The sequence below is a fragment of the Streptomyces sp. NPDC008163 genome, from assembly GCF_042956885.1.
GTDB classification, from domain to species: domain Bacteria; phylum Actinomycetota; class Actinomycetes; order Streptomycetales; family Streptomycetaceae; genus Streptomyces; species Streptomyces drozdowiczii_A.
In genome coordinates this window covers 53,453-79,154 of sequence record NZ_JBIBHG010000015.1, presented here as the reverse complement: position 1 = coordinate 79,154, position 25,702 = coordinate 53,453, and the positions used below count along the sequence as shown (strand labels likewise).

The window sequence follows — 25,702 nt, the reverse complement described above, 5'->3', positions numbered from 1 at the left end:
CCGCCACTCGTACGCGTCCGTGACGTACCGGGCAGCCATCGCCGAGTCCCCGTCGGGCGCGAGCCCGGGGAGCCGGGGACCCACAGTCCCTGGGGTGAATCGGATGCCCGCGCTCCGTCTGGGGCGAGGCGTCCGTAGGAGACCTTCCTGCTCCGAACCCTCCCCCAAGGCCTCAAGGGCCAGGGGGTGCCCCCTGCTGACCCGGTAGGCGAGAAGGAAGGAAAGGACCAGCCACCCCATGGCGTTCACCCGTGCCACCGGGAAGCACCGTGCCCCGAGCCGCCTGACGCGCGCCGGCGCCAAGGCCGTCGGCGTCGCGACGCTCGCCGCCGGCGGTGTCATCGGCTCCCTGGCCTCCCCGGCACTCGCCGCGGACACCGGGACGGCCCCCGCCGCCACCGAGACCGGCCTCTCCCAGCTCCTCGCCATCGAGAACACCCTCGCCGACCGGATCGACGCCCAGGCCACCGCGCAGCAGCACCAGGCCGAGGCCGCCGAGAAGAAGGCGGCGGCCAAGGCGAAGGCCGCGGCCAAGGCGAAGGCCGCGGCCAAGAAGAAGGCCGAGGCCGCGAAGAAGAAGGCCGCCGAGAAGGCCGCCAAGGCCAAGGAAGCGGCCAAGGCGAAGGCCAAAGCCGCCCGCGAGGCGTCCGCCCGCGCCGGCCGCTCCACCGCCCGCACCGCGCTCGGCTCGTCCTACCGGCTGCCCGTCGCCGGCTCGTACGTGACCACCGGGTACAAGTCCAGCGGCTCGCTCTGGTCGTCCGGCAGCCACTCCGGCATCGACTTCCATGCCGCGTCCGGCAGCTCCGTCGTCGCCGTCGGCGCCGGCACGGTCGTGGAGGCCGGCTGGGGCGGGGCGTACGGCAACAACATCGTGCTCCGGATGGCGGACGGTACTTACACCCAGTACGGCCACCTCTCCTCGATCGGCGTCTCCGTCGGCCAGAGCGTCGGAGCCGGCCAGCAGATCGGACTCTCCGGCTCGACCGGCAACTCCACCGGCCCGCACCTCCACTTCGAGGCCCGCACCACACCCTCCTACGGCTCCGACATGGACCCGGTCGCCTATCTGCGCGCCCACGGCGTCAACGTCTGACCCGTCACAGGCTCCCCACCGAAGGCCCCGGCATCCCGCCGGGGCCTTCGCCGTTCCCGTACCTTCCCGCACACCTTCCGGCCGCCCGGCCGCGACCAAAAGATATTCATGAATTCCCGCCCGGCATCGGAAATGCGAGCGCATTGCAATAGAGTCACGGCAGAGGTGTCGATCGGCCGCTGTTCGCGGGGATTGAGGCGGAGGTTCGGACATGCGTGTTCCGGCGCATTCGGTATGCACGGCAATCCGTGACGACATCGTCTCCGGTGTCTTCGAACGCGGCAGCCGACTCACCGAGGAGGTGCTCGCACGGCGGTACGGGGTTTCCCGCGTCCCGGTACGGGAAGCGCTGCGCACCCTGGAGTCGGAGGGCTTCGTCGTCACCCGGAGACACGCCGGAGCCTGCGTCGCGGAGCCCTCGGAGCAGGAGGCCGCCGACCTCCTGGAGGTCCGCATGCTCCTGGAGCCGCTGAGCGCCGCCCGCGCGGCCCAGCGCCGGACGGACGCCCACCTCAAGGTGTTGCGCGGCCTGGTCAGGCTCGGTCAGGAGCGGGCCCGCCGGGGGGAGGGCGAGGACCTGCGCTCCCTGGCCGGCTGGTTCCACGAGACGATGGCCCAGGCATCCGGCAGCCCCGGCCTCATCGCCCTGCTCACCCAGCTCCGCCACAAGATCGCCTGGATGTACGCGGTCGAGCAGCCGGCCCGTCCGGCCGAGGCCTGGGCCGAACACGGCGCCCTCGTGGACGCCGTGGCGCGCGGGGACGCGGAGCGGGCGCGGGCCCTGGCCGCGCAGCTCGCCGAACGCCACGGAGCCGCGCACCGGCTCCGCCGCGCCGCCCGCCCCGCCACCGTGCCCCGGGCCGGCCGCGTGAGGGCTTCGCAACATGCCGTAAACACCGCGAGCGGCCGGAATTAACAAAGGGCGCGTACAAATAAAGAAAGGCGCGTGTAAAAAACCGGAAAAGGCGCGGCCCGTTCAACGGCCGCCTATTCGGTCCGGGCCGTCATGGCTTCGGCCCGCGCATGTAAAAGCCGCGGCGCCCCATGCAGGGGGCCGCGGCTTTCCCGTGGGAATTCCGGCGGTGTCGGCCGCTCGGGCTCAGACGGTCTCCGGAAGCTCCTCGAGGCCCTCGGCGACCAGCTTCGCCAGGCGGTCCAGAGCGGCCTCGGCGTTGTCCGCGTCGGACGCGAGCACGATCTCCTCGCCGCCCTGGGCGCCGAGACCGAGCACCGCGAGCATGGATGCCGCGTTCACCGGGTTGCCGTCCGCCTTGGCGATGGTGACGGGGACGCCGGAGGCCGTGGCGGCACGGACGAAGATGGAAGCGGGGCGGGCGTGCAGGCCCTCGGCCCAACCGACGTTTACGCGGCGCTCAGCCATGGTTCTGCCCTTCAAGAATCAACGGTTGTCTAGACCAGTGTCTCATGTGGTGCGCGATGCTCCGGGCAGACCCGCGGGGCCCTCCCGGGCGCCGCGCCCACGGTCGTCCGGAGACCTCAGACTGCCCCGGCCCCGGCACCCCCGCGACCCGTGCGACGGCCGTAGGCTTTCCTCATGCAGCCCTCTCCGGAGCAGAGTCCGCATCACGCCTACCCCGATCACTGGGAGGCGGACGTGGTGCTCCGCGACGGCGGTACCGCGCGGATCAGGCCGATCACCACCGACGACGCCGAGCGTCTGGTCAGCTTCTACGAGCAGGTCTCCGACGAGTCGAAGTACTACCGCTTCTTCGCGCCCTACCCCCGGCTCTCCGCCAAGGACGTCCACCGCTTCACCCATCACGACTACGTCGACAGGGTGGGTCTGGCCGTCACGGTGGGCGGCGAATTCATCGCCACCGTCCGCTACGACCGGATCGACGCGACCGGCCGCCCCGCCTCGGCCCCCGCCGACGAGGCCGAGGTCGCCTTCCTCGTCCAGGACGCCCATCAGGGTCGGGGCGTGGCCTCGACCCTGCTGGAACACATCGCGGCCGTCGCCCGCGAACGCGGCATCCGGCGCTTCGCCGCCGAGGTGCTGCCCGCCAACACCAAGATGATCAAGGTGTTCCGGGACGCCGGATACACCCAGCAGCGCAGCTTCGAGGACGGCTCGGTCCACCTCACCCTGGACCTCGAACCCACCGCCGAATCCCTCGCCGTCCAGCGCGCCCGCGAACAGCGCGCCGAGGCCAAGTCGGTGCAACGGTTGCTCGCCCCCGGCTCCGTCGCGGTCATCGGCGTCGGCCGCACCCCGGGCGGCGTCGGCCGCACGGTCCTGCGCAACCTGCTCGGCGCGGGGTTCACCGGCCGCGTCCACGCGGTGAACAGCGCCCTCTCCGCGGACCAGGGGACCATCGACGGGGTCCCCGCGCACCGCTCCCTCGGCGAGATCGGCGAGCCGGTCGACCTCGCGGTGGTCGCCGTGCCCGCCGACCGGGTCCCGGAAGCCGTCGCGGACTGCGGCGAACACGGCGTCCAAGGCCTGGTGGTCCTCTCCGCCGGTTACGCCGAGTGGGGTGCCGAGGGCCGCGAGCGCCAGCGGGAACTGGTGCGCCAGGCCCGTTCGTACGGCATGCGGATCATCGGGCCCAACGCCTTCGGCATCATCAACAACTCCGAGGCGGTCCGGCTCAACGCCTCGCTCGCCCCGGACCGGCCCGCCTCCGGGCGCATCGGCCTTTTCACCCAGTCCGGCGCCATCGGCATCGCCCTGCTCTCCGGGCTCTACCGGCGCGGCGCGGGGCTCTCCACCTTCATCTCGGCCGGCAACCGCGCCGACATCTCCGGCAACGACTTCCTCCAGTACTGGTACGAGGACCCGGACACCGATGTCGCCCTGCTCTACCTGGAGTCGTTGGGCAACCCCCGCAAGTTCACCCGCCTCGCCCGCCGCACCGCCGCCGTGAAGCCGGTGGTCGTGGTCAAGGGCGCCCGGCACAGCGGCTCGACCCCGCCCGGCCACGCCGTCCCGGTCAGCCGCATCCCCGACTCCACGGTCTCCGCACTGATGCGACAGGCGGGCGTCATCCGCGTCGACACGGTCACGGAGATGGTCGACGCCGGGCTGCTCCTCGCCGACCAGCCGCTCCCGGCGGGCGGACGTGTCGCGATCCTCGGCAACTCGGAATCCCTCGGGCTGCTCACGTACGACGCGTGCCTGGCCGAGGGGCTGCGCCCGCGCCCGCCCATCGACCTGACCACCTCGGCCACCCCGCAGGACTTCCGGGACGCGTTGTCGGCGGCGCTGGCCGACGGGGCGTGCGACGCCGTGATCGTGACGGCGATCCCCTGGGTCGGCGAGAACGGCGAGGCGGAGTCGGGCGACGGCGAGGTCCTGGCCACCGCCCTGCACGCGGCGGCCGCCGCCGGCCCCGCCAAGCCGGTCGCCGTGGTCCACGTCGAGATCGGCGGCCTCGCGGAGGCGCTGTCCGCCGCCACCAGCACGGTGGCGCAGCCACGCACGGCCCCCCAGCCGCTGGTGGCGGCGCAGACCGCACCCACGGAGGCCCCCGCCCCCGCGCACGGCACCGGTACCCCCGGTGCCGACACCCCCGAAAGGGCGCGTCCCGTCGGCCGCATCCCCGCCTATCCCGCCGCCGAGCGCGCCGTACGAGCGCTCGCCGAGGCCGTCCGGTACGCGCAGTGGCGGCGCCAGGCAGCGGTGCCCGGCAAGGTGCCCGACTTCCTCGACGACACCATCGACACCCAGGGTGCCGCCGCCCGCATCGACGCCCTGCTCGGTGCCGACCCCGACCCGCGCGGCGTACCGCTCGGCCACGACGAGGCCCGCGAACTGCTCGCCTGCTACGGCATCGCCGTGCGCCCCACGCTGCCCGCCCCCGGCCCGGAGGAGGCCGTGGCCGCCGCCGCCCGGCTCGGTTACCCGGTGGCCCTCAAGACGACCGCACCCCATCTGCGCCACCGGGCCGACCTCGGCGGCGTACGCCTGGACCTCGACAGCGAGGCGGCCCTGCGGCGTGCGTACGGCGACCTCACCGAACTGCTCGGCAAGCCGGCGGAGCTGCGGCCCGTCGTCCAGGCCATGGCGCCGCGCGGCGTCGACACCGTCGTCCGGGCCACGATCGACCCGGCCGCCGGGGCCGTGCTCTCCTTCGGTCTCGCCGGGGCGCCCTCCGAGCTGCTCGGCGACACCGCCCACCGCCTGGTCCCGGCCACCGACCGCGACGCCGCCGAGCTGATCCGGTCCATCCGCGCGGCCCCCGTCCTGTTCGGCTGGCGCGGTGCGGCGCCGGTGGACACCGCCGCGCTTGAAGAGCTGCTGCTGCGGGTCTCCCGGCTGGTCGACGACCATCCCGAGGTGGTCTCCATCGCCCTGGAACCGGTCGTCGTCGCCCCGCAGGGCCTCTCGGTGCTCGGGGCGAGCGTCCGCCTCTCGCCGCCCCCGGCCCGCAACGACCTGGGCCCGCGCCGCCTGTCCAACTACTGACCCACTCCCCACTCGCGTCCCCCCGGACCGGCCGGGGCGGGGCTCCGGCGGCGTCCCCGGCAGCCATCCGGCCCCCGTAGGATGGTTCTCATGGCTAAGACCGGTACGACGACCCAGGGGCTGCGCGCGGCGATCGAGCGCAGCGGCTATTACCCGGCCCTCGTGGCCGAGGCGGTGGAGGCCGCCGTGGGGGGTGAGCCGGTCGCTTCGTACCTGGTGCACCAGGAGACGACCTTCGACTCCAACGAGGTGCGCCGGCATGTCACGGTGCTGGTGCTCACGGACACCCGCTTCATCGTCAGCCACACCGACGAGCAGAACGCGGACACCAGCTCCCCGTCGCCGTACGCCACCACTTCGACGGAGTCGGTCAAGCTGGACCGGATCTCCTCGGTCGTGGTCAGCCGCGTCGTCGCCAATCCGGAGAAGTACGTTCCGGGCACGCTGCCCCGCGAGGTCGTCCTGACCATCGGCTGGGGCGCGGTCTCCCGGATCGACCTGGAACCGGCCGCCTGCGGCGACCCGAACTGCGAGGCGGACCACGGCTACACCGGCAGCACCACCGCCGACGACCTGAGCCTGCGGGTCAGCGAGGCCGGCGACGGCCCGGACACCGTGCGCCAGACCCTCGCCTTCGCGCAGGCGCTCTCCGAGGCCACGGTGGCGACCCCAGCGGCCGGCCGCTGATGGCCCAGCCGGCCTGGCCGGACGACTTCGTCCCGCTGCCCGTCGACACCGCGCCCGTCCCGGAGTACGGCAGCGGCTCGCTCGCCGATCTGCTGCCGACTCTGCTCGCGGGCCAGGAGGTCCCCGGCTTCGAGGCGGCCATCGGCGAACTCGCCCCGGCAGACCGGAACTGCGTGTTCCTGATCGACGGCCTCGGCTGGGAGCAGATCAAGGCGCACCCCGACGAGGCGCCGTTCCTGCACTCGCTGCTGCCGACCTCGCGCGGCGGCACCGGCCGCCCGATCACGGCCGGCTTCCCGGCCACCACGGCGACCTCGCTGGCCTCGGTCGGCACGGGCCTGCCCCCGGGCGAGCACGGTCTTCCCGGTTACACAGTCCGTAACCCCGAGACCGGCGAGCTGATGAACCAGCTCCGCTGGAAGCCATGGACCCCGCCGAAGGCGTGGCAGCCCCACCCCACCCTCTTCCAGCTCGCCGACGCGGCCGGGGTGCGTACCGCCCAGGTCTCCGCCCCCGCCTTCGAGCAGACCCCGCTGACCAAGGTCGCGCTCAGCGGCGGCTCCTTCCTCGGCCGGCTCAGCGGCGAGGAGCGGATGGACACCGCCGCCGAACGGCTGGCCGCCGGGGACCGGTCGCTCGTCTATACGTACTACAGCGAGGTGGACGGCAAGGGACACCGCTTCGGTACCGACTCCGACGCCTGGCGCGGACAGCTGATGTACGTCGACGGGCTGGCCCGGCGCCTGGCCGAGCAGCTTCCGCCGCGCTCGGCGCTCTACGTCACCGCCGACCACGGCATGATCGACATCCCCTTCGACGAGCAGTCCCGGATCGACTTCGACGAGGACTGGGAGCTGAGCGCCGGTGTCGCGCTGCTCGGCGGCGAGGGCCGGGCGCGGCATGTGTACGCAGTTCCCGGCGCCGCGTCCGATGTGCTGGCCGCCTGGCGCGAGGTGCTGGGCGAGCAGTTCTGGGTGGCGAGCCGGGACGAGGCCGTCGCCGCGGGCTGGTTCGGGCCGACCATCGACGAGCGCGTGTACGGCAGGATCGGCGATGTGGTCGCCGCGGCCCACGACGACGTGGTGATCACCGCCTCGCGCAACGAGCCGCACGAGTCGGCCATGGTCGGCATGCACGGCTCCATGACCCCCGTCGAGCAGTTCGTCCCGCTCCTGCAAGTACGCTCGTAGCCCGCTCCGCCCCGATCAGCTGTTCTCTCTTCCCGTCCCGAAAGGTGCTCAACCCCTCATGTCCGAGCTTGTGTTCTTCTCCGGAACGATGGACTGCGGAAAGAGCACCCTGGCCCTCCAGATCGGCCACAACCGCTCGGCCAGGGGTTTGCAGGGCGTCATTTTCACCCGGGACGACCGGGCAGGGGAGGGGAAGCTCTCCTCGCGCCTCGGCCTGGTCACGGATGCCGTCGAGGCCGACGAGGACATGGACCTGTACGCGTACATCGTCGCCCAGCTGTCCCAGGGCGGTCGCGTCGACTACGTGATCGTGGACGAGGCCCAGTTCCTGGCCCCGGACCAGATCGACCAGCTGGCCCGCGTCGTGGACGACCTGGAGATGGACGTCTTCGCCTTCGGCATCACCACGGACTTCCGCACCCGTCTCTTCCCCGGCTCCCAGCGCCTGGTCGAGCTGGCCGACCGCATAGAACAGCTCCAGGTCGAAGCCCTCTGCTGGTGCGGCGCCCGTGCCACGCACAACGCCCGCACCGTGGACGGGGAGATGGTCGTGGAGGGCGCACAGGTCGTGGTCGGCGATGTGAACCGCGCGGCGGGCGAGGTCGGTTACGAGGTCCTGTGCCGTCGCCACCACCGTCGCCGCGCCACCGCCGCCTCCGCCCGGGCGGGCGCCCTCTCCCCGGACGTCCTGCCGGTCTCCTCCGCCTGAGAGGCACCGGCGAACGTCTGGGGGGCCCTCAGCACGCGGCCACGGGCACCACCGAGAGCACTGCGGTCATGGGGATGGTTCGTGTGCGCTCGTGTGCTTCGTCGGTCGCGATGAGCAGAGCGCCCGCGCCGGACGCCGCGAGCGGACCGCATACCGTGCCGTCCTTCATGGTCACCCGAACGCTCGGGCCGGGCGTCGAATCCGGATCCCGGTACGTCGTCCACGCCGTGCCGATGGACGAGGCGACGAGCAGCACTCCGGCGACGAAACAGCCGGTGGCCCAGGACAGGGCCCGCTGCGAGTTCTTCGTCTCCTGTTCCGTCCAGTCCTTCATATCGGCGCCGTTGGTCAGGATGTCTTTGCTACGGCGTCCGTGGCTGGCCCGTACGGCGCACAGGGTTCCGACCAGGAGAAGCAGGAATCCGGCGGCGATGAGACCGCTCGCCAGGGCCACGGCCCAGGAGGGGAGACTGGTGAACGTCTCACGCCCCTTGAGGACGAGCACCGCAGTCAGGAGCCCGGTCAGCCCGGCGAGGCCGTTGCGCCAGCCGTCGGCCTGCTTGCGTACGATGTCCAACTGCTGAAAGGGCAGTTCCTCAGCGAGGTCCTGCCACCTGCTTTCCGGACGCTGGCTCACGGCCTGTCGACCTGCCAATGAGCGCCGCAGCCGAGCTGCTTCTCGGCATCGGGACGCCCCGCGTGGTTGACCCCGCACTCGCACAGGACCGTGATCGGCTTGGCCGGGCGGCCCCGTGATCCGGAGCCCTTCACCAGGCCGGGGGTGGTCGTGCGGTAGGTCTTGGAGAAAGCGCCCATGCACCGAGGGCAGGCGCCCGCGAAGATCAGCGAGCCTTCGGCGTCGGTGGTCAGGGGGGCCTGCTGCGACCCCATGGGCGCGTCCTCCCAGCCGATCCGCTTCCGGTGCCGCGGTGCGGTCATCGTTCCTCCTCGTTCCGCGCAGGTGGGTTCTGGATCTTCAGCCCGAACATGGGGGCGTACATCCGCAGACGTTCCCGAACCCATTCCGTGTCCCCGGGACGTCCGATGGCCTCGGCGCACCAGGTGATGCGCCGCTCGCCGACCGCGCCCCGCAACGCCGGCGTCTGCCCGTCACCGGCGAAGCTGAGGATGACGGGGTCCTCCCAGAGCGGCACGCCCATGTCCTCGTCCGGCTCGGGGAATTCCAGGACCATGCCGAACGGCCGGTACGCGGCGAGCATGCGGTGGACCGACCGGGGCGTGCGTCCCAGGACCAGCCCGAAGCGGACGACCGTCAGCGGATCGATGTCCGTCGGCGCGGCGGGCCTGCTGCCGTCGCTCTCCTGGGCAAGTATCATCAGGTCGCCTTCGGAGGGCTTGTGGTCGAACGCGGCGTCGCTGTGGTCGTCGAGGTCTGGGAGCGAAACGCCGAATTCGCGGAACGGGCCCAGAACGCGAACGGCCTCACGCAGGGACAGGTCTTCGAGGTAGGCGAATCGCGCGACCGACAGCGGGGTCACCGTTCCCCAGTCGTCGTGATCGACCGCACGATCCAGGTTCTCCGCTTCGTTGAGTGCGGTCCAGACAGCCGGGCTGACGCGCAGGTCTCGTACCGCAGACGACGGCTGGACGGTCAGCGGTGCACCCAATTGTGTGGAGACGGCCTCGGCGCGCTCGAATGCCTCGCCGATCGTGAGCTTGCGATGGGCGGCGAACCACAGCAGTTTGGCCGCATCGATCTCCCAGCGGTCCACGAATGCGAGACCGTCCACGTCATGGCTGTCGAGATCCCCTGTGACGAGGGCCAACGCGTCCGCGTCAGTGTCGCTGCTCCACAGATGCTGAAGGGCAGCGGGCGCGACGGGGCAGCGCACACCGAGGCGGCCCAGTATCTCCAGGCCCTCCTGGAGCTGCTTCTCGGGCAGACGCCGGACTTTGTTGAGCGCGCCTTCATAGAGGTATCGACTCCCTGAGGAGGCTCCGGGCTCCGGGCCGCCGAACGAGAGGTCGGCCAGCCATTCCGGAGGGCAGATCCCGGCGTCCTCGATGTCGGCGACCAGAGTCAATTGCAGTGGCTCTCGGAGTTGTGCCACCACGTCGAGGACGTCCGCCAGACTCACCTGCGCGCGGGCCGCCGCCCGGGCGACGTCGGCACCGCACACCTCACCGCGCTCCAGCAGGTTGCTGAAACCCATGAGGTCTTCCGTCAGGGTGCGGTGCTCGGGGGTCAGGCTCTCTCTTGCGTCCAGGTAGCTCAGCATCCTCCGAATGTGAACCGGGAGACCGAGCGGCCTGTAACGGTCGGCCCAGTCCCGTAGCGCCTTTGGACCCAGCAACCCTTCGCTGAGGAAGACCCTGACACGGGCCCAGTTGGCATCGGCGGCGCCGGGAACACAGTCGACGAGACTGCTGGGGAGTTCCGGAAGGGGGCCGCAGAGGCCCTCCGGCCAATCCTCGAACTCTGCCCAGAGAGTCCCCAGAGGCAGCTTGAACAGGCCCGCCACCGCAATGAGGACGTGCCAGGGCCACGCTTGATCGTTGGGGGACTCGAGGAAGTCGAGTTCCCTTCGGACGCTCTGCGTGGCGACGATGCGAGCCATATCGGTGTTCGGGGAGAGGGCGGACGATACGGGTAGCGAGTCGGTACGTCCCAGAAGGGTACGCCGCCACCCCAGAAGGGCGCGGGCCGTCGATTTCACGGGAAGCCAGGCATCCGGGCCCGAACGGGCTGGATAGTGGGGCGTGGATGGCTGCACCGAGCAGAGGAACCAGTCCGCGGCGCTCGTCTCCGCGGGGAGAACCCGGGCGCTCGTGGCTACGCCGTGACTCAGGGCAGTTCTGACATCCTCGTACGACCCGCCCGGGTCATGGGATACCAGCAGGCCCAGGAGGGCTCTGCTCCGTGCGGCTCTCGGCTGAGCGGTGCTCCTCTGCCCGAGTACTGCCCTGCGCCATCCCCGCAGCTCGGTGTTGAGACTGAAGCTACTGAGAATCGGAGGCGCCTCTCCGGCCGTGACCAGCATCGCGTCGGCCGGGCACCAGCCGATGTCGGAGATACGGAACAGCGCGCCTTGCCCGGATGCCGTTTCTGTGGGCGACTCGTCCCCCCGGCGGCGGCTCACGGCCCGGAGCGGCCGGTCCGCGAACACCCTCAGGAGCTCGTCCCCGAGTCTGGGTGCCTCCTGGCCGAAGCGCAGGAGCCAGGTGAGCGTGACCCGCGGCCAGGACTCCAATTCCGGCAGATGGGCCGCGAGCAGCTCCGCGGCCTTGTCCCGGTCCCATGCCTGCACTTCGTTGCGGCTCACACTCAGTCTGAGGTCGCGTTGGTCGCGCACGTTGACCACGCAGCCGAACGTCTCCTGAGTCGTGGCGATCCCGTCCGCGAGCAGTCGGCCCTCGCCGTCCACCCACCACAGTTCCCCACCCGCGCCGTCCGCCGGGACGACACTGCGCGACTCACCGTCGGGGATACGGAGCTTCCGGCTCTCCCACACGACATGGTGCCCGGTGGACTCGTCCTGCACCCGGGTGTCGAACTCCGTGTACCAGAGCAGCTCACCGAGGGTGCGACTGGCCGAGACCACCTGAGCCGCCCGGTCGGTCTGGTCGGCCGACAGATAGAGACGGACGAGAGTGCCGCCGTTCTGGACCTTGGCCACATCACCGTTGTCGTGTCGTGCCGCGCCGATCCGGAACAGCGTCGCCGTGCCCACGATGTCGGCCTGCAGGGGCGCCTCGGACGCCTGGCCATGGATGTTGGTGGGCCTGGTGACGACGGTGATCTCGTCGGCCAGCATGAAGTAGCTGAGGACCCCGACTCCGAACCGGCTGTTGAAGCGCGCCTCGATGCCCGCCTGCTGCCACTCGCCCAGTTCGTGCTGGAACGCGGAGGAGTCGGAGAGCCTGCGGCCGGCCCGGGCGAACAGCTCCTTCAACTGCTCCGCAGTCATGCCCACGCCGTTGTCCAGGCATTCGATGACGGTGCGGCCGTCCTGCTGGTACTGGGTGACGCGGATACGGCCGTCCCACCCGGGTTCACCACCACTCAGTGACTCGGCCCACTGGTAGCGGTACGCGCGGTACCGACAGGCGTCGAGCGCGTTCTGGTACAACTCGCGCAGGGCCAGCGCCGGATCACCGTACAGTTGTTCGCCCATGAGAAGGTGGGAGATGGCCCGCTGGTCGAACTGGAACGTCAACAGCGGCAAGTTGTACGCACCCTGAGCGGGATGGACGGCCACGTCGATCGTCGGCACCTGGCGCAGCCAGTCGAGATCGGGGGGCAGGCGCAGGCCGAGCAGTCGGCTGAGCGCCTCGCGGCAGCGGGTCGCGTGTACCTCCAGGGCCTCGTGGACCGCCCCGTGCGGACACAGCACCTCCACCACGGCCCGCCCGTCGGTGATGCGGCGGCTCGCGTCGTCGAGACAGCCCAGCACCTCGCCGGGACGGAGCGGGTACATGGTGCCGATGTGCTCGCCCACCACGTCCGACAGCTCACGGACGTCGACAGCCAGGGCCGCGCCCAGCGACCACCGGGCGGCCAGGTCGTGGTCGTTGAGCTGCGACGAGTCGCGGGGGCCGACCTTGTAGTGGCTGGAGGTGCCGGGGTAGGCATCCAGGGCGGTACAACTCGGGTAGGACAGGTGATGCCGCGAGAGCTGGTCGATGATGGCCCTGAGCTGCTTCTGGTGGCCGGGCGCGACGTCTTCGAGCAGGACACCCGCAAGGCGTGCGGCGCAGTCCGCGAGATGATCCGCGCCCTCCGCTCCCGCGACGCGCAGGCCGCTTCCCCGGTGCAGCAGCCGCCATGTGGTCAGCGCCCATGCTTCGGCGGTCTCCCCCCGGCCGTGCAGGCGGCGGACCCGGTTCTCCTCCAGCGAGGGGAAGTCCTGCTCCGCCATGACCCTGTGCAACTCTGCGGTGTCGAAGCGGTCGAAGCCCTGGAACGAGTGGAAGAGGGAAGCAAACTCCTCGGCCTGCGCGGTGGCGAGAACGAAGGGCAGGCCGCAGAGCAGTGCCTTCTCCAGCGCGCTCGGGGCGCGCGCGCCGGCCGGGAGGTCGGCGAAGCTGTCCAGCACACGCAGGGGGTAGGCGTCGTCCCGCCACGGATGTGGCAGTCGGGCGCAGGCCCTGCGGTATTTCCCCGACAGGCTTCGCACGGCCGCCGTGACGCGGGTGCGCAGCAGGTCCGCCAGCTCCGGTGCGTCCGCGCACGGCTGGTCCCACAGCCGGGCGCCGGACACCGCCTGCACCCATTCGGGAATGCCGTCCGTCTCGGCCACCGCGAAGTGCGGCAGTTCGCCGGCCGGCGACCACCACGGATGCTGTTCGTGCCCCCTGAGCTGTGCCGCGACCGACGCGCTCAGCTCATTGAGCGTGCGGTGCGGTGAATCGGGGTGCAGGGCATGGGCGAGGGCCTTGGTGAAGTGGCTGCCGTCGTCGTCGTAACCGCTGGTCTCCCCTGGGGAGCAGCTATTGGCGACGACCAGCTGTGTGGGCTCCGGCGCGCGGTAGTGGAAGGGGCGGAGCGCATCCGTCCCGGCGCCGTCGCGGCAGGCGTCGAAGCACGCGAAGACCAGGGCGGCGGGGCGGCCGATCGACTCCAGCTGCTTGAAGAAGTCCCGGTCGAGGTCGATCAGCGAGTCCGGGTCCACGCCGCCGTCCGGCAGCGCGCGGGCGTTGGAAGGGACCACGTGGTCCTTCCCGTCCAGGGACATGCCGTGACCCGAGAAGTAGACGAGCAGCGTGCCCCCTTCGGGGACGGACCGCAGGGCGCTGCGGATCGCGTCCTGGATGGTGTCGCGTCGGCTCTCGTCGGTGTCCTGCGTGCCGAGCACCGTGCATCGGTAGCCGCAGGCATCCAACGCCTCCCGCATGTGACGCAGGTCCTCGCGCACGGGATCACCGATGGACGGCAGCGGAAAGAGCGGATCGGTCTGCTCCGGCACTCCCACCAGAAGAGCATGACGCTCACTGTCCACTCGCCCACCCCGCTCCTCGCGTCCTGCCCGACTCCATGATGAACGTGTGGTCCGAGGCCGGGCAAGGAGTTCCCTGCAACCTCACCCTTCCCGTTCAGCCCGCCGCCCGCAGCGGGCAGCCCGTGCCGGAGCGCGCGGTGAGATCGGCCCGCAGGGCGGTGAGTTGGGCCATGCGCGCGTCGATGACCGCGATCTTCTCCTCGAACAGCGCGGACAGCGCCTGCGCGCTGTCCGGTGCGTCGCGCAGCTCCTCACCCGTGCGTGCGATCTCGGCCAGGGAGAAGCCGAGCGCCTGGGCGGTGCGGACGTAGGCGAGCCAGGGCACCGTCTCCGGCGGGAAGTCCCGGTAGCCGTTGGGCAGTCGCTGCCCGGAGACCAGCCCGGTCCGCTCGTAGAAGCGGATGGTGTCCCTGCTCAGCCCCGTCTGCGCGGCCAACTCCCCGATACGCACGGCTCTCCCGCCTTCTGGGTTCGCGGACTTGACCTTGGACAGTACTCCAGTGTTTACGGTCGGGGGCGTCCGTGAAGGAAGCCGTCAGGAGCCCCACCGTGTTCCGTACCGTCACCCCCTCCCACCCCGCCTATCCGCGTTTCGTACGCGCGAGCGGGTGGTACGACCTCGTCGTCACCGCCGGGTTCGCCACCCCCTGGACGTACGGGCTGGTGCACAGCGCACTGTCCCGGCTCGGGGAGACGATCGGGGCGGGCGCTCTGCCCGCACTCGACCCGATTGAAACCCTCTACGCCAACCTCATGGGTTCGGTGGTGGTCGTCTGGGCGCTCCTGCGCCTCCTCCGGCCGCTGCCGGTGCACGGTCTGTACGACGGCCTCGCGCGCACGCTGTTCGCCGTGTGGCAGGCGTACGCGCTCGCCCACGGTGCTCCGTACTGGCTCTGGCTCTTCCTGGTGGCCGAAGTGGCGTTCGGCGTCGTCCAGCTCCTGCCCTGGCGGTTCGTGCGCGGTGCCGTCAGCGTGCCACCGAGCGCTGGATCGTGAAGACCGCGCCCTCCGGGTCCGCGACCGTCGCGACCCGGCCGCTCGGGCCCTCCCTCGGCGGGGTCAGGACCTGCCCGCCCAGCTCCGCCACCTGCTGCGCGGCCTCGTCCGTGTCGGCCACCTCGAAGTACGTCATCCAGTGCGGTCCCCGGTCGCGCAGCGATGCGTGGCCGACGCCGTGCAGGGAGGCGACCGGGCGGCCCTGGAGATGCAGGGTCTGGTAGTCGAAGTCCGCCGAGACGACGGCCTTGGCCTCGTAGCCGAAGACCGCCTGGTAGAACTTGGCGACCGTCGAGGTCTCCCGGGTCACCAGCTCGTTCCAGACCGGGGTGCCCGGTGTCCCCGCCAGCGCGGTGCCGATGTGCGCGGCGGCCTGCCAGATCCCGAAGACCGCCCCGCCCGGGTCGGAGGCGATGGCCATGCGGCCCGCCCGGCCCGCGTCGAGCGGCCCGACGCCGACCGTGCCGCCGCAGGACCGGATGGCCTCGGCCGTCTGATCGGCGTCGTCGGTGGCCAGGTAGGTCGTCCAGGCGATCGGAAGGTGCCGGTCCGGCGGCAGCTGGCCGATGCCCGCGACCTCCTTCCCGTCGATCAGCGCCCGTACGTACGGGCCGAGCTGCTCGGGGCCGGGGCCGAACTCCCAGCCGAACAGCTCGGCGTAGAAGTTCTGGGTCGTGCGCAGGCCGTGCACGATCAGGCTCACCCAGCAAGGTGTTCCGGGTGTACGCCGGGCGGCAGCCTCGGTCATCGTCACTCTCCTCGGACCATCGTGGTGGCCGTACGGGAAAACGGGGTCGGCGCGCCGGGGTGCGGTGCGAGTCGTGTACGCCCCGTGCAGATGCTTGCACCACCGGGCGCGGGATGCGCTCCGGCCGCGCCGTCATGCCCGGGATCTCGTCCCAGGGGGACCGGTTTGTCCTGGTATAACCGCTTGGCCGTTGTTACGGGCGGCCGGGTGTCTGCGCGAGGATGGCACGCATGAAGCCCATCATCTCCGCATCCGAATGCGCGAGCGAACTGGCGGGGCCGCGTCCGCCGGTGCTCCTGGACGTACGTTGGCAGCTGGGCGGCCCGCACGGCCGGCCCGACTACGAGGCGGGGCACATCCCCGGCGCGGTCTTCGTGGACCTCGACGCGGAACTCGCGGGTCCGGCGGGCTCCGGCGGCCGCCACCCGCTGCCCGGCCCGGAGGAGTTCGGCGCCGCGATGCGCCGCGCCGGGGTCCGCCGGGACGGCCCGGTCGTCGTCTACGACGGCGGTCAGGGCTGGGCGGCCGCCCGCGCCTGGTGGCTGCTGCGCTGGGCGGGGCACTCCGACGTACGGGTGCTCGACGGCGGCCTCGCCGCCTGGACGGGGGAGCTGTCGAAGGAGACCCCGGACCCGGCCGGGGGCGACTTCGTCCCCGCGCCGGGGGCGCTGCCCCTGCTCGACGCGGACGGCGCCGCGGCGCTGGCCCGCTCGGGTGTCCTGCTCGACGCGCGGGCGGCCGAGCGCTACCGGGGCGATGTGGAACCCATCGACCGGGTCGGCGGCCACATCCCCGGCGCGGTCTCCGCGCCGACCGGTGAAAACGTGGACGCGGACGGCCGTTTCCTGAGTGCCGAGTGCCTGGCGGCCCGGTTCGCCGGGCTGGGCGTGGACGGGGAGACCGCGGAGGTCGGCGTCTACTGCGGCTCCGGCGTCTCCGGGGCCCAGCAGGTACTGGCGCTGGAGCTGGCCGGCCACCGGGCCGCCCTCTACGCGGGCTCCTGGTCGCACTGGTCGGCCGACGAGTCGCGCCCGGTCGCCACCGGCCCCGACCCCAGCCAGAGCCTGTCCCGCGAGGGCCGGCCGGACAGGCCCTAACGGGACGACGTCGCGCGAGCGCGACGCACAAGGGCCCGTACGCGCTCGCGTACGGGCCCTCTTCATGCCGTCTAGTCCTGCTTCTTGCGGCGGGTGCCGAAGACGATCTCGTCCCAGCTGGGCACCGCGGCTCTGCGCCCGGGCCTGACCCCGTCCGCCTCGGCCTGCCGGTCCGTCGTCCCCGTCAGCCGGTCGCGGTGACCGGCGACCGCGCGCGGCATCAGGACGTCCGCGTACGCGGAGCCCGCTCCGGCCGACGCGGCGGGCGGCTCCTCGGCCTCGGGCTCCCGCTCCGCCGGCTCGATCGCCGGGGGCTCGGGCGGCGAGGGCCGCTCCGGTACGACCATGTCACCGCGGAAGCTGGGCACCGCCTCCAGCAGGCTGGTGAGGGAATCCCGCTCGCTCGCGGTCACCCCGGAGATCCGCTCCTCCGGCTCCGGGGGCGGCGGCGGGGCCGGACGCTCGATCTGCCGGTCCAGCGCGCGGTCCAGCGGCCGGTCGCGCGGCAGCCGGGCGATCCGGGGCACGAACGGGAAGCTGGGCTCGGGCGCCGCGACCTCGTCCGTCTCCCCGATCAGCGAGCGGGCCTCGTCGTCGACGGCCTGGACCAGCCGGCGCGGCGGGTCGTACGTCCAGCTCGCCGAGTGCGGTTCACCCGCGACCCGGTAGACGAGAAGGACCTCCCAGGTGCCGTCGTCGCGGCGCCAGGAGTCCCACTGGACGGTTTCCTTGTCGGCGCCGCGCAGCAGCAGCCGCTCCTGCACCGCCTCGCCGAGCTGGGGGCCGGTGTTCTCGCCGGGACGGCGCACGGGAGTCTTCCGGGCCCGCTCGGCCATGAAGGCGCGCTCCGCGAGCACGGGGCCCTCGAAGCGGCGGACACGGTCGACGGGGATCCCGGCGAACTGGGCGACCTCCTCGGCGGAGGCGCCGGCTCGTATCCGTGCCTGGATGTCGCGCGGGCGGAGGTGGCTCTCCACCTCGATCTCGATCTGGCCGAGCCGGGCGCGGTCGTTGCGCACGGCGGCTCGCAGCCGCTCGTCGATCGGAAGCGTGTACTCCGTGCTGTCCGCAGCCTTGAGCACCAGTCGTGTGCCGTCGTTGGAGACGGCCACGACACGCAGTTCGGGCATGGGGACCTCCCGGGTGGTGCCTGCCGACGTCACGTGCGTCGCTGCTTCCGCTAGTCGAGTGTGGCCTGCCCGGGTGCAGCCTGCCACAACATTGCCGTGTTGCCCGGCGTGTCGGGCGTGAGCCCTTGATCGCCGGTATGCCACGGTAGCCCTTGCGCAACGCAAAGTGACCGATGGTCACTCCGTGTAGCAGGCCGCCGTGCGATGCCGTGCGCCGCCGGATCGAGTGCCTCCTTCGGCCCCCTCCCGAAGGTTCCGGACGCCCGCGCGGGTGTCCGGCCCCAGGGCTCGCCACAGTACTCCATTCGGGCCATGTGGGTGGACCGCCGCGCCGTCGAAGTTCTCGTGCGGTGCGGGAGTTGACCTACCCCTCCAGACGCCTCCCGCTCATGATCCGTGTCGTGCTTCACATAATCCACGCAACCGGAACTTTCGGATTCGCTCACGTGTCCCTAGTTGGTGCATGGTGGGAGAGATGTCAATCAAGGGCTGGAAATGGTGCAGAAGCCGGAAAGCGGCATAGAACCCAGGGAGAGGCGGATCGATCTGAGCCTGCCGCAGGTGGCGGGCAGTGCGGTCGCAGCAGTGGCGGCGGCCGTGGCGGCTTCCCAGCTCGGTGTGTACGGAACCATCGCGGGCGCCGGAGTCATGAGTGTCGTGGCGACCTGCGGCGGCTCGGTCTTCCAGCACTTCTTCCGTCGTACGGGTGAGCAGATACGCGAGGTCACGGTCCAGGTGAAGCACCCGGACCGCGAGGTGACCGTCCGTACCCGCGAGACCGGCGCGCGGCGGCCGGAGCCCGCGCCGCAGGAGACCGTTCTGCTGGGAGCGGTGGACGACGCCACCACGGTGCTGCGCCGGGTGGACCGGCCGGACGAGACGATGCTCCTCGGCCGTGCGGACCCGCGGCCGGACGAGACGATCCTTCTGCGCCGTGCGGAGTCCGACGCGACGACCGTGCTGCGCAGCCCCGTCGCCGGGGCCGGGCCGGACGAGGAGTTCTCCGAGGCGACCACGCACGGCACCCGGATGCGTGGCTGGAAACGGTCGGCCATCGGTGCGGCCGTGGTCTTCGTGGTGTCGATGGCCGGCATCACCACGTACGAACTGATCTCCGGAGGCGATCTGAGCGGCGGCCACGGGACGACCGTGGGCTCCGTCGTACGGGGTGAGCGCCACGACGGCCCTTCCACCCCCACGCCCGCCGAAACCACCCGCCCCGGTCAGGACGCGTCGGACCCGGCGCGGCCGGACCAGGGCACGGCGACCCCCGGAACGGGCGGCCGGGGCGACGACGGGACCGTCCCGCAGCCGGACCGCAGCAGCGGCCCCACCGAAGGCGCGACCCCCTCGCCGACACCCTCGGACCCGGCGGGCGGCGGCGTCGAGCCCGCGCCCACGCCCACCCCGAGCGCCACGGACGACGGCGGCCGGAGCGCGGCACCGGACCCGACGGCCACGGACGGCGCCCCGGCGCCCGAGGACACCGGAGCGGGGGAGTGAACCCGGGTCAGTCGCCCAGGACCCGGCGCAGGTAGTCGTTGCCGAACAGCCGGTCCGGGTCCAGCCGGTCCCGTACGGCCGTGAACTCGCCGAAGCGCGGGTACACCCCGGAGAGGTACGCGGCGTCCCTGGTGTTGATCTTGCCCCAGTGCGGGCGGCCGCCGTGCGCGGTCATGATCCGCTCCACCGCCGTGAAGTACGCCTGGTAGGGCGTACCCCGGTACATGTGGACGGCGATGTACGCGCTCTCCCGGCCCGACGCCGTGGAGAGCGCGATGTCGTCGGCGGGCGCGGTGCGCACCTCCACGGGGAAGCTGATCTTCAGCGGCGAGCGGTCCACCATCGCCCGGACCTCGCGCAGCGCCCCGACGGCGGCCTCACGCGGCAGCGCGTACTCCATCTCCACGAACCGCACCCGGCGCGGGCTGGTGAACACCTTGTACGGGATGTCGGTGTACGTGCGCGCCGACAGGGCCCGGCTGGAGATCCTGGCGATCGAGGGGATCGTGGCGGGCACGGCCCTGCCGAGCGCGCAGGCGACCTGGAAGACGCCGTTGGACAGCAGTTCGTCCTCGACCCAGCCGCTGACCTTGCCGGGCGGGGCGGCGGGACCGGCGCTGCGGTTGTTGCGCTTGGTGTTGCAGTTCCCGGTGTGCGGGAACCAGTAGAACTCGAAGTGCTCGTTCTCGGTCACAAGCTGATCGAAGTCGGTAGTCACCTGGTCGAAGCTCATCGGCTCCTCGCGGGCGGTCAGCAGGAAGACCGGTTCCACGGCGAAGGTGATCGCGGTGATGACGCCCAGTGCGCCGAGCCCGATCCGCGCCACCGCGAACACATCGGCGTTCTCGGTCTCCGAGCAGGTCAGCACCGTGCCGTCCGCGGTCACTAGCTCCAGGGCGCGTATCTGCGCGGATATGGACGCCGAGTCACGGCCGGTGCCGTGCGTGCCGGTGGAGGTGGCTCCGGCGACCGTCTGCTCCATGATGTCGCCCATGTTGGTGAGCGAGAGGCCCTCGCGGGCCAGCGCGGTGTTCAGACGCTTCAGCGGGGTGCCCGCCTCGACCGTCACCGTCATCGCCTTGCGGTCGATCTCGCGGATGCCGGTCAGCAGATCGGGCCTGATCAGCAGCCCGTCGGTGGCCGCGGTCGCGGTGAACGAGTGCCCGGTGCCGACCGGCTTCACACGCAGCCCGTCCTCGGACGCCCTGCGCAGCGCCTCGGCCAGCTCGTCCACGGACGCGGGGGACACGGTCCGGGCCGGCCGAGCGGTGACGGTCCCCGCCCAGTTGCGCCACGGGCCCGTCGCCGTCCGTGCGTAGGTCTCGGTCATCTTCCCCGCGCCCTTCCCTAGGAACCGGCCCACCCAGCCGGTGTCTCCCCCGGACGGAAACCACGGGTTACCGGCCGGTTGGAGGGGGATCATACTCACGACTCCCGCATATGCATCCACCCCTCCCGCCACCCCGGGCGGAGGCCGGAAGCACCGGCTCCGGACGTCGGTGCGACCCCGCCCGCGCGCGGGTGGCAGGATCGACGGCATGTCCGATCTGCGCGATCCCGCCCCTTACGACGCCCTGCTCCTGCTCTCCTTCGGCGGCCCCGAAGGCCCGGACGACGTGGTCCCGTTCCTGGCGAACGTGACCCGCGGCCGGGGCATCCCCGAGGAACGGCTCAAGGAGGTCGGCAAGCACTACTTCCTGTTCGGGGGCGTCAGCCCGATCAACGCCCAGAACAGGGCCCTGCTCGACGCGCTGCGCAAGGACTTCTCCGAGCACGGGCTCGACCTGCCCGTCTACTGGGGCAACCGCAACTGGGCCCCCTATCTCACCGACACGCTGCGCGAGATGGCCGGCGACGGTCACCGCCGCATCGCCGTCCTGGCGACCAGCGCCTACGCCTCGTACTCCGGCTGCCGGCAGTACCGCGAGAACCTCGCCGAGTCACTGGCAGCCCTGGAGGCCGAGGGCCTTCCCGTCCCGCGCGTGGACAAACTCCGGCACTACTTCAATCACCCCGGCTTCGTGGAGCCCATGGTGGAGGGCGTCCTCGCCTCGCTGGCGGACCTCCCCGACGAGGTCCGCCCCGGCGCCCACCTGGCCTTCACCACGCACTCCATTCCGACCTCGGCGGCCGACACCTCGGGCCCCGTGGAGACGCACGGGGACGGCGGCGCCTATGTCGCCGAGCACCTGGAGGTGGCCCGGCTGATCGTGGACGCGGTGCGCGAGCGGACCGGCACGGCCCACCCCTGGAAGCTCGTCTACCAGTCGCGCAGCGGCGCGCCCCACATCCCGTGGCTGGAGCCCGACATCTGCGACCATCTCGACGCGCTCCACGGGGACGGGGTCCCCGCCGTCGTGATGGCGCCCATCGGCTTCGTCTCGGACCACATGGAGGTCCTGTACGACCTCGACACCGAGGCCACCGCCAGGGCCGCCGAGCTGGGCCTTCCGGTACGCCGCTCCGCGACGGTCGGCGCCGATCCCCGGTTCGCCGCCGCCGTGCGCGAACTCGTTCTGGAGCGGGCCGCCACCGAGCAGGGCCGCGAGCCGCGGCGCTGCGCCCTCGGCACGCTCGGCGCGAGCCACGACCTCTGCCCGGTGGGCTGCTGCCCGGCCCGGGCGCCCAAGCCCGCCGCCGCGGGCGCCGACAGCCCCTGTGCGTAAGCCTCCGTCCACCCTCTCAACCTCCTAGGGAGCGCCGTGACCGAAACCGAGCACTCGTCGGATGTCCTGCTCGACCTCGCCCTGGAAGCCGCGCGGCTCGCCGGCCGGCTGCTGCGCGACGGGCGTCCGGCAGGACTGGGCGTGGCCGCGACCAAGTCCAGCCCGGTCGACGTCGTCACCGAGATGGACATCGCCGCCGAGAAGCTGATCACCGAGTTCCTGGTCGAGCGCCGCCCCCTGGACGGCTACCTCGGTGAGGAGGGCGGCACGACCGCCCGGGGCAGCACCGGAGTGCGCTGGGTGATCGACCCGCTCGACGGCACGGTGAACTATCTCTACGGACTCCCGTCCTGGGCCGTCTCCATCGGCGTGGAGGTGGACGGCGAGCGGGTCGCCGGTGTGGTGGAGGCCCCGATGCGCGGCGAGACGTACTTCGCGCGCCGCGGCCACGGGGCCTTCGTCACGGGCGGCCCGTACGGCGACGAGCACGTCCGGCTGCGGTGCCGGCCCAACGCCCCGCTCGCCGAGTCGCTGGTGGCCACCGGTTTCAACTACGTCGCCGAGGTCCGCGCCCACCAGGCCGAGGTGGCGCACGACCTCATCCCGCAGGTCCGGGACATCCGGCGCGGCGGCTCGGCCGCGATCGACCTCTGCGACGTGGCCGCCGGCCGGCTCGACGGCTACTACGAGCGCGGGCTGCACCCCTGGGACCTGGCGGCGGGTGACCTCATCGCCCGGGAGGCCGGCGCCCTCACCGGCGGGCGTCCGGGCAGGCCGGCCGACGGCGAGCTGACCGTCGCCGCGTCTCCCGGGGTCTTCGAACCGCTCCAGGCCCTCCTGGACGGGCTGGGCGCCTGGCACGACTGATCCGGGGCTCTCCCCGAGCCCCTGGACGCCCCGGGAAGCCGGAAGGACCCCGCAGCCACCGTGAAGCGGCTGCGGGGCCCTCGGCCCATAGCGACGGTCAGGCGTTCGTCGTCGTGCTGATCCGCACACCGTGCTCGGCGGCGAGACGACGGAGGTCGTCCAGCTCGCTCTGCTCGACGTCCGCGAGGAAGTCGTCGCCCGTCTCGCGGGCCTTCGTGAGGTCGTCCTCGGTCGTCTTGATGCGTTGCAGCAGACCTGCGGTGAAAGCGTCCATGAAGCGCCCCCTCATCGTGGGTCGGTGGCACGGGGGTGTGCCCGGGTTTCCCTCCGCCGAGGCGGTAGGGCGGGTGATCACGCACTCTCCGGGGGACGGAGGGGCCTGTGACAACGCCACATGGGAAGACGTGATCGCGGGTGTGAATGCGTACTCCCCGCCCCGAAGCTCAGAGAAACCTCAACTGGCCCGGAAATCCCGATGCTTCCTCGAAGCCGCAGGTGGGGGCGGGACGTCTTACCGCCGGTTTATGCGGGTTACGGGCAGGATGGAGCCGCACAAGTGTGCCGGGGCCCTGCCCGCGGCGCGGGCGGCGCGGCCGTCCCGGGCGCCCCGCAGCCCCGTGGTGCAGACCGCTTGCGAAGTTCTACTCGCGAAGTTCTAGGGAAGGAAGCGCCGTGCGCGTACTCGTCGTGGAGGACGAGCAGCTGCTCGCCGATGCGGTGGCCACCGGATTGCGCCGTGAGGCCATGGCCGTCGATGTCGTGTACGACGGGGCCGCGGCCGTGGAGCGCATCGAGGTCAACGACTACGACGTCGTGGTGCTCGACCGCGACCTCCCCCTGCTGCACGGCGACGACGTCTGCCGCCGGATCGTCGAGCTCGGCATGCCGACCCGGGTGCTCATGCTCACCGCGTCTGGGGACGTCAGCGACCGGGTGGAGGGCCTGGAGCTCGGCGCCGACGACTATCTGCCCAAGCCCTTCGCGTTCAGCGAGCTGACCGCCCGGGTACGGGCCCTCGGCCGGCGTACGACCGTCGCGCTGCCGCCCGTCCTCGAACGGGCCGGCATCAAGCTGGACCCCAACCGCCGTGAGGTCTTCCGGGGCGGCCAGGAGGTGCAGCTCGCTCCCAAGGAGTTCGCCGTCCTGGAGGTCCTGATGCGCAGCGAGGGCGCCGTCGTCTCGGCGGAGCAACTGCTGGAGAAGGCGTGGGACGAGAACACCGACCCGTTCACCAACGTCGTCCGGGTGACGGTGATGACCCTGCGCCGCAAACTCGGTGAGCCGCCCGTGATCGTGACGGTGCCCGGCTCCGGCTACCGGATCTGACGCCGGTGCCCGCCGTCCCGCCGCCCATGGCGGCGCCCCCCAAGCCCACCTGGGAGCCCAAACAGCAGGAGCCCCCCTACCCGTGGCTGCGTCCGACCATCCGGATAAGGCTCACGCTGCTGTACGGGGGCATGTTCCTGATCGCGGGCATCCTGCTGCTCTCGATCATCTACATGCTCGCCGCCCAGGCCATGCACGTGGGCAGTGAGCTTCCGTTCAAGGTCGCCAGTGGAAACGTGACCAGCGACGTCTGCAATCTGCCCCAGAAGGCGCCCCCGGACGACTTCAACGCCGCGATGAACTCCTGCGTGAACCACCAGCGCCAGCAGGCCCTGGACACGCTGCTCAACCGGTCGCTGCTGGCCCTGGTCGGGCTCAGCATCATCGCCTTCGCCTTCGGGTACGGCATGGCGGGCCGGGTGCTCTCGCCGCTGGGCCGGATCACCCGCATCGCCCGCCGGGTGGCCGGAACCGACCTGTCCAGGCGCATCGAGCTGGACGGGCCGGACGACGAGCTCAAGGAGCTGTCCGACACCTTCGACGACATGCTGGACCGGCTGGAGCGGGCCTTCACCGCGCAGCAGCGGTTCGTCGGCAACGCCTCGCACGAGCTGCGCACGCCGCTCGCCATCAACCGCACGCTGCTGGAGGTCCACCTCTCCGATCCGGAGGCCCCGCCCGAGCTCCAGCAGCTGGGCAAGACGCTGCTGGCCACCAACGAGCGCAGCGAGCAGCTGGTGGAGGGCCTGCTGCTGCTGGCCCGCAGCGACAACCAGATCGTCGAGCGCAAACCCGTCGACCTCGCCGAGGTCGCCTCGCGCGCCGTGGACCAGGCGCGCGGCGAGGCCGAGGCCAAGGGTGTGGAGATGCGCGAGGAGCTGGCCGAGGCCGTCGTCCAGGGCAACGGCGTCCTGCTGGAGCGCATCGCGCTGAACCTCGTGCAGAACGCCGTCCGCTACAACGTCCCGGAGGGCGGCTGGGTGGACGTGAGCACGGCGCTGCTGCCCGGTCAGGCGGTACTCGTCGTCTCGAACACGGGCCCCGTGGTCCCGGCGTACGAGATCGACAACCTCTTCGAGCCCTTCAGGCGGCTGCGTACGGAGCGGACGGGCAGCGACAAGGGGGTCGGGCTCGGTCTGTCGATCGCGCGGTCCGTCGCCCGGGCCCACGGCGGCCGTATCATCGCCGAGCCCCGCGAAGGCGGTGGTCTTGTGATGCGCGTCTCACTGCCGGTCTGACCGGTCCGGGAGGAGCTGTGCGCACCGATTATTTTTTGTTCGCTTTGAGCGGAATTTTCG

Annotated in this window: 22 protein-coding genes; 13 read left to right on the top strand and 9 right to left on the bottom strand. The window is 71.7% G+C overall.

Annotated features, from left to right (window positions below):
- Nucleotides 1-238 precede the first annotated feature (238 nt).
- Together ACFZAT_RS28855 and ACFZAT_RS28850 are read left to right on the top strand one after the other, a co-directional pair.
- The gene (locus ACFZAT_RS28855; RefSeq protein WP_391268466.1) at nt 239-1,096 is read left to right on the top strand and encodes a peptidoglycan DD-metalloendopeptidase family protein; all 858 of its coding nucleotides are present in this window, start codon (nt 239-241) and stop codon (nt 1,094-1,096) included.
- A gap of 211 nt (nt 1,097-1,307) precedes the next feature.
- A complete protein-coding gene (locus tag ACFZAT_RS28850) occupies nt 1,308-2,012 on the top strand; it encodes an FCD domain-containing protein (protein ID WP_391268465.1) in 705 nt (234 codons plus the stop codon).
- 183 nt (nt 2,013-2,195) lie between these two features.
- Here ACFZAT_RS28850 and ACFZAT_RS28845 read toward each other — a convergent pair whose 3' ends face one another.
- On the bottom strand, nt 2,196-2,477 hold the full coding sequence (locus ACFZAT_RS28845) for an HPr family phosphocarrier protein (RefSeq protein WP_018105371.1): 282 nt from the start codon (nt 2,475-2,477) through the stop codon (nt 2,196-2,198).
- A 174-nt stretch (nt 2,478-2,651) separates the two neighbouring features.
- Here ACFZAT_RS28845 and ACFZAT_RS28840 point away from each other — a divergent pair, with 174 nt between their 5' ends.
- The 4 genes from ACFZAT_RS28840 to ACFZAT_RS28825 all read left to right on the top strand — a co-directional run bounded on the left by ACFZAT_RS28840 (nt 2,652) and on the right by ACFZAT_RS28825 (nt 8,111).
- The gene (locus ACFZAT_RS28840; RefSeq protein ID WP_391268464.1) at nt 2,652-5,525 is read left to right on the top strand and encodes a GNAT family N-acetyltransferase; all 2,874 of its coding nucleotides are present in this window, start codon (nt 2,652-2,654) and stop codon (nt 5,523-5,525) included.
- Between the two features lie 90 nt (nt 5,526-5,615).
- Nucleotides 5,616-6,212 (top strand): DUF5998 family protein, encoded by a 597-nt coding sequence (locus tag ACFZAT_RS28835; protein ID WP_018105373.1) that lies wholly within the window; start codon nt 5,616-5,618, stop codon nt 6,210-6,212.
- Nucleotides 6,212-7,402, top strand: coding sequence for an alkaline phosphatase family protein (locus tag ACFZAT_RS28830; protein WP_391268463.1), 1,191 nt, complete (start codon nt 6,212-6,214; stop codon nt 7,400-7,402). The genes ACFZAT_RS28835 and ACFZAT_RS28830 overlap by 1 nt, the downstream gene beginning before the upstream one ends.
- Before the next feature lie 58 nt (nt 7,403-7,460).
- The gene (locus ACFZAT_RS28825; RefSeq protein ID WP_391268462.1) at nt 7,461-8,111 is read left to right on the top strand and encodes a thymidine kinase; all 651 of its coding nucleotides are present in this window, start codon (nt 7,461-7,463) and stop codon (nt 8,109-8,111) included.
- Between the two features lie 28 nt (nt 8,112-8,139).
- Here the strand turns inward: ACFZAT_RS28825 and ACFZAT_RS28820 are convergent, their stop codons facing one another.
- From ACFZAT_RS28820 to ACFZAT_RS28805, 4 genes are all read right to left on the bottom strand, one after another.
- The gene (locus ACFZAT_RS28820) at nt 8,140-8,688 is read right to left on the bottom strand and encodes a hypothetical protein (RefSeq protein ID WP_391268461.1); all 549 of its coding nucleotides are present in this window, start codon (nt 8,686-8,688) and stop codon (nt 8,140-8,142) included.
- Nucleotides 8,689-8,744: 56 nt separating this feature from the next.
- Nucleotides 8,745-9,050: a hypothetical protein gene (locus ACFZAT_RS28815; RefSeq protein ID WP_391268460.1), complete on the bottom strand. Its 306-nt coding sequence runs from the start codon at nt 9,048-9,050 to the stop codon at nt 8,745-8,747.
- On the bottom strand, nt 9,047-14,044 hold the full coding sequence (locus tag ACFZAT_RS28810) for a caspase family protein (RefSeq protein ID WP_391268459.1): 4,998 nt from the start codon (nt 14,042-14,044) through the stop codon (nt 9,047-9,049). The genes ACFZAT_RS28815 and ACFZAT_RS28810 overlap by 4 nt, the downstream gene beginning before the upstream one ends.
- Before the next feature lie 121 nt (nt 14,045-14,165).
- The gene (locus tag ACFZAT_RS28805; protein WP_391268458.1) at nt 14,166-14,522 is read right to left on the bottom strand and encodes a MerR family transcriptional regulator; all 357 of its coding nucleotides are present in this window, start codon (nt 14,520-14,522) and stop codon (nt 14,166-14,168) included.
- A gap of 98 nt (nt 14,523-14,620) precedes the next feature.
- Between ACFZAT_RS28805 and ACFZAT_RS28800 the strand changes: the two genes are divergently transcribed.
- The gene (locus tag ACFZAT_RS28800) at nt 14,621-15,067 is read left to right on the top strand and encodes a hypothetical protein (protein ID WP_391268457.1); all 447 of its coding nucleotides are present in this window, start codon (nt 14,621-14,623) and stop codon (nt 15,065-15,067) included.
- Here the strand turns inward: ACFZAT_RS28800 and ACFZAT_RS28795 are convergent.
- A complete protein-coding gene (locus tag ACFZAT_RS28795) occupies nt 15,039-15,815 on the bottom strand; it encodes a VOC family protein (protein ID WP_391268456.1) in 777 nt (258 codons plus the stop codon). The genes ACFZAT_RS28800 and ACFZAT_RS28795 overlap by 29 nt on opposite strands.
- A 230-nt stretch (nt 15,816-16,045) precedes the next feature.
- Here ACFZAT_RS28795 and ACFZAT_RS28790 point away from each other — a divergent pair, with 230 nt between their 5' ends.
- The gene (locus tag ACFZAT_RS28790) at nt 16,046-16,912 is read left to right on the top strand and encodes a rhodanese-like domain-containing protein (protein WP_391268455.1); all 867 of its coding nucleotides are present in this window, start codon (nt 16,046-16,048) and stop codon (nt 16,910-16,912) included.
- A 71-nt stretch (nt 16,913-16,983) separates the two neighbouring features.
- Here ACFZAT_RS28790 and sepH read toward each other — a convergent pair whose 3' ends face one another.
- Complete coding sequence (sepH, locus tag ACFZAT_RS28785; protein ID WP_147971339.1) at nt 16,984-18,042, bottom strand: septation protein SepH; 1,059 nt, start codon at nt 18,040-18,042, stop codon at nt 16,984-16,986.
- Between the two features lie 495 nt (nt 18,043-18,537).
- Here sepH and ACFZAT_RS28780 point away from each other — a divergent pair, with 495 nt between their 5' ends.
- On the top strand, nt 18,538-19,545 hold the full coding sequence (locus ACFZAT_RS28780; RefSeq protein ID WP_391268454.1) for a hypothetical protein: 1,008 nt from the start codon (nt 18,538-18,540) through the stop codon (nt 19,543-19,545).
- Between the two features lie 7 nt (nt 19,546-19,552).
- Here the strand turns inward: ACFZAT_RS28780 and ACFZAT_RS28775 are convergent, their stop codons facing one another.
- Nucleotides 19,553-20,875: a D-arabinono-1,4-lactone oxidase gene (locus tag ACFZAT_RS28775; RefSeq protein WP_391268453.1), complete on the bottom strand. Its 1,323-nt coding sequence runs from the start codon at nt 20,873-20,875 to the stop codon at nt 19,553-19,555.
- 208 nt (nt 20,876-21,083) lie between these two features.
- Here ACFZAT_RS28775 and ACFZAT_RS28770 point away from each other — a divergent pair, with 208 nt between their 5' ends.
- Together ACFZAT_RS28770 and ACFZAT_RS28765 are read left to right on the top strand one after the other, a co-directional pair.
- Nucleotides 21,084-22,211, top strand: coding sequence for a ferrochelatase (locus tag ACFZAT_RS28770; RefSeq protein WP_391268452.1), 1,128 nt, complete (start codon nt 21,084-21,086; stop codon nt 22,209-22,211).
- A gap of 36 nt (nt 22,212-22,247) precedes the next feature.
- The gene (locus ACFZAT_RS28765; RefSeq protein ID WP_391268451.1) at nt 22,248-23,078 is read left to right on the top strand and encodes an inositol monophosphatase family protein; all 831 of its coding nucleotides are present in this window, start codon (nt 22,248-22,250) and stop codon (nt 23,076-23,078) included.
- Between the two features lie 97 nt (nt 23,079-23,175).
- On the opposite strand, the gene ACFZAT_RS28760 is transcribed toward ACFZAT_RS28765, so the two are convergent.
- Nucleotides 23,176-23,352 (bottom strand): hypothetical protein, encoded by a 177-nt coding sequence (locus ACFZAT_RS28760; protein WP_018105385.1) that lies wholly within the window; start codon nt 23,350-23,352, stop codon nt 23,176-23,178.
- Nucleotides 23,353-23,750: 398 nt separating this feature from the next.
- Between ACFZAT_RS28760 and ACFZAT_RS28755 the strand changes: the two genes are divergently transcribed.
- Entirely contained in the window at nt 23,751-24,404 is a 654-nt protein-coding gene (locus ACFZAT_RS28755; RefSeq protein WP_073967451.1) for a response regulator transcription factor, read from the top strand.
- Nucleotides 24,405-24,430: 26 nt separating this feature from the next.
- Nucleotides 24,431-25,642 carry an ATP-binding protein gene (locus ACFZAT_RS28750; protein WP_391268541.1) on the top strand — a complete coding sequence of 404 codons (1,212 nt, stop codon included), beginning with the start codon at nt 24,431-24,433 and terminating at the stop codon, nt 25,640-25,642.
- Nucleotides 25,643-25,702: the final 60 nt, after the last annotated feature.